Source organism: uncultured Gimesia sp. (assembly GCF_937910335.1).
Classification (GTDB): domain Bacteria; phylum Planctomycetota; class Planctomycetia; order Planctomycetales; family Planctomycetaceae; genus Gimesia.
In genome coordinates, this window is the sequence record NZ_CALEMX010000402.1 from 1 (window position 1) to 6,491 (window position 6,491).

Annotated in this window: 4 protein-coding genes and 1 pseudogene; 2 read left to right on the plus strand and 3 right to left on the minus strand. The window is 47.8% G+C overall.

The window, feature by feature from the left end:
- The 3 genes from Q0668_RS15820 to Q0668_RS15830 all read right to left on the minus strand — a co-directional run.
- A partial coding sequence (locus Q0668_RS15820) for a serine/threonine-protein kinase (protein WP_298866401.1) occupies nucleotides 1-1,997 on the minus strand: 1,997 nt, incomplete at its 3' end.
- Between the two features lie 63 nt (nucleotides 1,998-2,060).
- Nucleotides 2,061-2,654: a sigma-70 family RNA polymerase sigma factor gene (locus Q0668_RS15825; protein WP_298866403.1), complete on the minus strand. Its 594-nt coding sequence runs from the start codon at nucleotides 2,652-2,654 to the stop codon at nucleotides 2,061-2,063.
- A gap of 353 nt (nucleotides 2,655-3,007) precedes the next feature.
- A complete protein-coding gene (locus Q0668_RS15830; protein ID WP_298866405.1) occupies nucleotides 3,008-4,288 on the minus strand; it encodes a hypothetical protein in 1,281 nt (426 codons plus the stop codon).
- A gap of 241 nt (nucleotides 4,289-4,529) precedes the next feature.
- Between Q0668_RS15830 and Q0668_RS15835 the strand changes: the two genes are divergently transcribed.
- Nucleotides 4,530-5,927: a neutral/alkaline non-lysosomal ceramidase N-terminal domain-containing protein gene (locus Q0668_RS15835; protein WP_298866407.1), complete on the plus strand. Its 1,398-nt coding sequence runs from the start codon at nucleotides 4,530-4,532 to the stop codon at nucleotides 5,925-5,927.
- 227 nt (nucleotides 5,928-6,154) lie between these two features.
- Nucleotides 6,155-6,491 (plus strand): annotated as a pseudogene (locus Q0668_RS15840) (aconitate hydratase); the annotation flags it as partial.

The window sequence follows — 6,491 nt, forward strand, 5'->3', positions numbered from 1 at the left end:
TGATTCGAGCCTGGATCGATTCCTGGCTCAACCCAAATGGGAAATATCGGATAAAAACGCAACGAACGCAGTGATTCACATTGTCCGATCCACCGAATCGCTTCGTCATCAATTTCCTGGTCACTTTCAGCAATCGTTAAAGTTTCGAGCGCCGGTAAGTCAATCAAATATTTGAGATCTTTAGAATCGAATTGGCAACCCTGAAGATTTGCACTACGAATCACAAATTTCTTATCGTATTTTTTGTTTCCTTTTTTAATCGCTCGTGCTGTTGATGTAACTCCTCCTACCGAATAGAGCCAGCGCGCTGCTGCCATCTCTTTCGCAAAATGCGGATCGAGTTCCGGAAGGATAATGTTGGGCGGCTCTGGTACTTTTGTTTTGCTTTCCGTTGGTTGTTTTGGATTATTTTGGCTGAATGTTTCCTTTCCACGCACTTTAATTTCGAGCAGTCTCTTACCATGCTTCTCTACAACGTAATTATATTTTTCCCAACCTTTAACAACAACACCACCTCTGGTTACAGAAACTTCGTGCGGACCTACATCCAGTTCGACGTGTCCCACCAATTTCCCATCGAATTTCACATGATGCTTGCCATCAATGGTCACCTCAGCTGTTGGATCATCCAGTTTAACTTCAACGGTTCGATCCCCTATTTTGAAGAAAATCGTGATCGCCGCTGCCAGAAACAAAATGGAAGCGCAAGCAGCCGCGGTAATCGCTTTCGTATGGGGCGGCCTGTTTTTGAATTTTTCGAACAGCGTCAGAGGTTGCTTCGGTTGCTTTGCCTTGCCTTCCTTCGGCGCCTCTCGCACTTTGGAAAAAGGTTGAGGATTCGCTGTCGCTGTTTTAGAGTTCTTTAAATATGCAGTTAATGCATCAACGACTTCCTGCATCGACTGATAGCGATCTTCTATTTTTTTTGCCATCATTTTCAGGCAGATCGCTTCCAGCTCCGGATCAACTCCCGGCTTTAACTCAGAAGGCGGGCCGGGCTCTTTTCCGAGGATTTGACCAATGATCACCACCACAGGCCCTTGAAAGGGAAGCTCACCACCAGTCAACAATTCGTACAGAATTACACCCAGGCTATAAATATCACTCTCACAACCAACTAAGTTGATATCGCCCGATACCTGCTCGGGAGACATATAGGCGGGAGTCCCCATCACCGTACCCACCATCGTTAAACGCGATGTCTCCTCTTTATTTAACTGGCGGGCTAAACCGAAATCCATGATCACCGGTTCTTTACCCTCATTCATCATGATATTCGCTGGCTTAAGATCCCGATGGATCACACCGTTCTGGTGTGCTGATTCCAGAGCCTGCGCCAGCTTGCGAATGACCACACCGATATTGCGCATCGACTTGATCTTACCCTGCTTGATAAAGCTGGATAATGGCAGTCCCTCGATGTAAGCCATGGCAATATAGTTGATTCCATCCAGACATCCGACGTCGTAGACACTGCAGATCCCACTATGCTCTAAGGTCGCCGCGGCGCGGGCCTCACGATAGAACCGCCCCATCAACTCTTCTGCATCTTCCGCTTCCGTGATCTTCGGAACCTTCAAAGCCACCCGACGATCCAGTTCCCTGTCATGAGCCAGATAGACTTCCCCCATGGCGCCTTGCCCTAGAATTTTTTCTATCTGGTAACGCCCGAATTGCCCCTCAAGCACCTGGCTACTATCAGTGCGTTTCTGGTTGCCCGGCTGTTCTGGATCAATCGCATCTACCGGCGTACCAAATGCCGCCGTTTCGCTATCCTCTTCAATACCGGAGGGAGTTAAGAGTTCCGAAGCCGTCGGTCCCGCCAGTTTTTCGATGAGATCCACATCCGCAAAATAGGCTTCCAGATCGGCTTGCAAGTGAGGATGGTCTGCCAGAAGTTGTTGCTTGTCGACACTCTCTCCCTGATCAATGCGCCGCATATAGCTGGCAATGATGGTTGCGAGATCGCCTTCTAACAACTGATCTTCTTGAAACATGGTTCGCCCTATGTATTTTTGTCGCAAAAATTCAACACAGAAATAGCATTTGAGATATCTTGGTTATTCCTCTTGCTTAAGTCGCTTTCGTATATTTTCGAGTCCGCGTTTGATCAAAGAAGCCACCGCCGTTTCGGAACGGTCAAAATGTTTTTCTAACTCAGCTAATGACCAGCCTTCCAAATGACGTAACCGCACTGCTTCTCGTTGGTCTTCGGGAATCGAAGCCATTACTTCAGCGAGACGCACAGCCTCTTCTGCCTGCATCACTCGCTGTGAAGGACTCAGTGTTTCCAGATGAAACAGGACCCCGTCATTTTCACCCGCTGCTACATCCCTTTCGTTTTTAATTGATCGTTTATCAGACCCGAGATGTTTTCGAATGGTATCCTGTATGTTTCGCTCATGAATTTTTCGTAACCAGGCTATAAACTGTGCTTCTTCTTTCCCGTCAAATTTCTCAAAGTTTTTTATCGCTGACAGATAGGTTTGCTGTACAAGATCCGAGTCATCGATTCGCGCCTGTAGTCGTCCATCCACGGCTCTTTGTGTTAATATTTTCAGATAGGGACGGTGTCGATCAAATAATTGTCCGATGGCATCCTGATTTCCTTTCAACGCTTCTTCAATCAGCGCTTGATATTCACGGTTCGACATTCTGGTATCCTGAGAGATCTCAAGGTGTTAAACAAAAACCACAGAGTCTCTCATTATGTACACGTGCATCACGTTTTTAAACAGATACCTGAGTAGAATTCCCTGCTACCCATTAGACAAAGCGTAATTTCAGACAAAACTTGGCGGTGAAATATCAGATATTTTCGAAAAAAGAACAGATTGCAGGCCGGCAGTATTCAGAACCGTCGCGCACTCAACACAATCGCAGTGTTTGCGAAAGCAGTTCAAACAACTGTTTCTGAACGGGTTCTATCGATTTTGAGAAATCGTAGCATGACTACATTCTCTGCTGCTTTGAGATAACACAGCCTGGAGATGACGCCACTTAGAGATTACTCCTTAATTTTCACTACAATCTTACCGCTGTTATCAGCCAGTTCATGCCAGGCATCCTTACCGCGCAGAAACAGTTTACCACTGGCAGGCGCTTGAAAGCCGCCCGATTCGCCCAGTTCGAATGCTTCACTCAGCCTGTATTCGTCATCCTCATTTTCAAACAGGACCACGCCCATGAGAGCCCCCTTACCACCGTCAGCTCCTTTCGCAGTCGTCGGCTCTGCTTCGCTGTCTGTTTTCCATTCCCCCTCTGTCGAAAACTGATATTCCTTGCCTTTCTCCACGACAACGCGGGATGCCTGCCAACCTTGATTGGCTTCAATTTTGGAACTCAGCGGACGAACAGAATTCGGTTTGCGGAACTTCGTTTTCCAGTCCCATTGACATAAATCACAGCGGTAACCCTGATCGAAATGTTTGAGGAAAAACAGATACTCAAACGAAATTTCGCGGGCCATCGATCCATACGTCTGATTAAACGAAACCGGTTTTTTCATCAATAAACCCAGACCCAGCGGGCGAAAGCGGGCCGAATAATTGGGATTCGTTGCCAGCAGATGGCACAATGCCCAGCGCCAGCTGTAATTCTGCCAGGAATCACCAGTCATGGAGCGGGCGTTGACAATCGTATTCAAACTTTGAGGCTCGCTGCTTTTGATATATCTCACAACATACTCGGGACAATCCACAGCGAGCGGCTGCCCTTTTTTGGGAAGTACCTTCCAGTTATGGCCCATCTCTGCCATGCCTTCGCTATACCAGACTGGTCCGTTACGCCCAAAATTCTGAGTACAATAAGCATGCACCGCTTCATGCTGCGGCGTTCCTCTGTCAGCCGTTGCATACACGATCGCGGTAGCGGCAATGAGCTGCTTTCCACGATACGAAGTGCGACCCATCGTCACGCCACCACCGTTGGCCACCGATTGCATACCCACGGGATGCAGACTTCCGGGAGGCCAGTTGGCAATATCTTTCACGACATAACACTCGATGACCTTGCGATTTGGACTGCCCCAATAAGTCGAAATAATGACCAGCATTTTTTCCAGTCGATCGAGTAAATCCTTCGCCTCTGCCGATGACAGGTCAGTATGAATCAGAAAATTTTTCGACCGATAATCAGCGGGCAATGTCGCCGATCGTGCATTCCTCACATTCTTCCTTTTGCCTTTTCCCTGCGCGTAAAGACCGGGAGCAAATCCTGCCGTCAGTAAGAAAACAGAGATGAAAACGCTGAAAATGAATGTTTTGCTGAAATCTGACTTCCTGTTCACAAACAATGATCCTTTCACGGTAGATAGCCCGGCTTCGTTTTCTCGGGAAATAATAGATTAAAAGAAGTCCCCTCTTATTCTATCAGAGTCCGCACACAAAACAATTTTGATGAGCGAAACACAAGAGTACACATCTCCAACCCTTGATATGCCGGCTGTTCCCCTTTAACCTAAAACAGAGACGTTAATAAAGAAGGTTTAGTTTATTGGTCCATTGCTCAATCGTTAAGAGGTCCTCTCGATGAAATATCTAACGCATTTTCGAACCGCTTTTCTACTAATACTGATTTCCTGTGTACAGATCTTAGAGCCAAATCAGTGTAGCGCTGAAGAAACACTCTGGAAAGCCGGCTCCGCCAGCGTTGTAATTACTCCCGAAGAAAACCTCTGGATGGCCGGTTATGGAGGACGCACAGAGCCCGCAAATGGCAAAATACATGATCTCTGGCTCAAAGTTTTGGTAATTGAAGCCAGCGATGGACATCGTGGCGTCATTGTTTCCACAGACACGTTGGGAATTCCCCAAACGATTTACAACAATACCTGTGCAGCACTCAAAGAAAAATTTAATCTCGAGCGCAGTCAGATCATGCTGAACAGCTCCCATACGCATTGTGGTCCCGTCTTGCGTGGCGCCCTGCACGATATCTATCCGCTGAAAGAAAATCACCTCAAACAGATTGCAAAATATTCAGATCAACTCGAACAAAAACTGGTCAACGCCGTCGAAACAGCAATCAAAAATCTGGAACCCTCCACACTCTGGTCAGGACAGGGATTCACAAGCTTTGCCGTCAACCGCCGAAACAATAAAGAAGCAGAAGTTCCCAAAATCAGACTGGCCAACGAATTAAAAGGACCAGTCGACCATTCCGTTCCCATATTAGCCGTCAAAGATAAAGACGGCAAACTGAAAACCATTGTCTTCGGATATGCCTGCCACAACACCACCGTGGGAATTCAGCAATGGTGCGGCGATTATGCAGGCTTCGCGCAATATGATCTGGAAGCGATGTTTCCAGGAGTCACCGCCATGTTTTACATCGGCTGCGGTGCGGATCAGAATCCAATACCACGTAGAACACTCGAACTGGCGAAATCTTACGGTTCTAGACTGGCACACGCGGTCGCTGATACCGTTCGTCTGCCGCTCGTGGAACTGGACCCCGAACTGAAAACCTCAATTGAAATCTTCGACGTCAAGCTGGGCCAAGTTCCCACAAAAGAAGAGCTGGAAACACTCGCCGCCGGTAACCCGAATAACTATCGGGTTCGTTGGGGCACCAGACTGCTCAAACAACTCAACTCGGGAAAACCCTTCATTACCTCGTATCCGTTTCCTGTCGAAGTCTGGAGACTCGGCAAGAAACAGCTTTGGATCACAATTGGCGGCGAAGTCGTCGTTGATTATGCACTCGCAATGAAAAAAGATTATGGCCCCGACACTTGGATTGCCGGCTATTCGAATGATGTAATGGCATACACGCCTTCTGTGAGAGTCCTCAAAGAAGGCGGTTACGAAGGAGCCACATCGATGGCCGTCTACGGAATGCCTGCATACCGCTGGCATGAAGAAATCGAAGATAAGATCGTCGAAAGTGCCAGACGACAGGTGAAAAAGGTCCGCAATGGAAAATAGAGCCTGCCTGCGTTAGAATGGGACCTTTCCCATCCAATATTCACGGATGAAGACCAGCTTCCAGAGATGTTTTACGTTTTTGGCAGCCCAGCCGTTTGTCGATCAGGATACGACTCCCTAGAATACAGCATATTCCGATCTCAAACGTGACGAAAACCAGACAGGTGCTCCCGTAGCAACCTGAAATCATTTATTGACCCATTTATAGTAGTACTGAGGAGAGATTAATGGCTTCCGGAAATCCTTTTGGCGCGGAAGGTCAACTAAAGACAGCCAGTGGTGAGTTCACTTATTACCGCTTACAGAAACTGATTGATGATGGCATCGGTGATATTGAAACACTTCCCTACTCGATTCGTGTGCTCCTGGAATCCTGTCTGCGAAATGTAGATGGTTTCGTGGTCAACGAAGCCGACGTCAACAATCTGGCCAACTGGAGCGCGGAATCTCCCAACCCGGTAGAAATCCCCTTCAAACCAGGTCGTGTCGTACTGCAGGACTTCACAGGCGTGCCCGCCGTCGTTGATCTTGCAGCACTCAGAAGTGCCATGGTTCGCCTGGGCG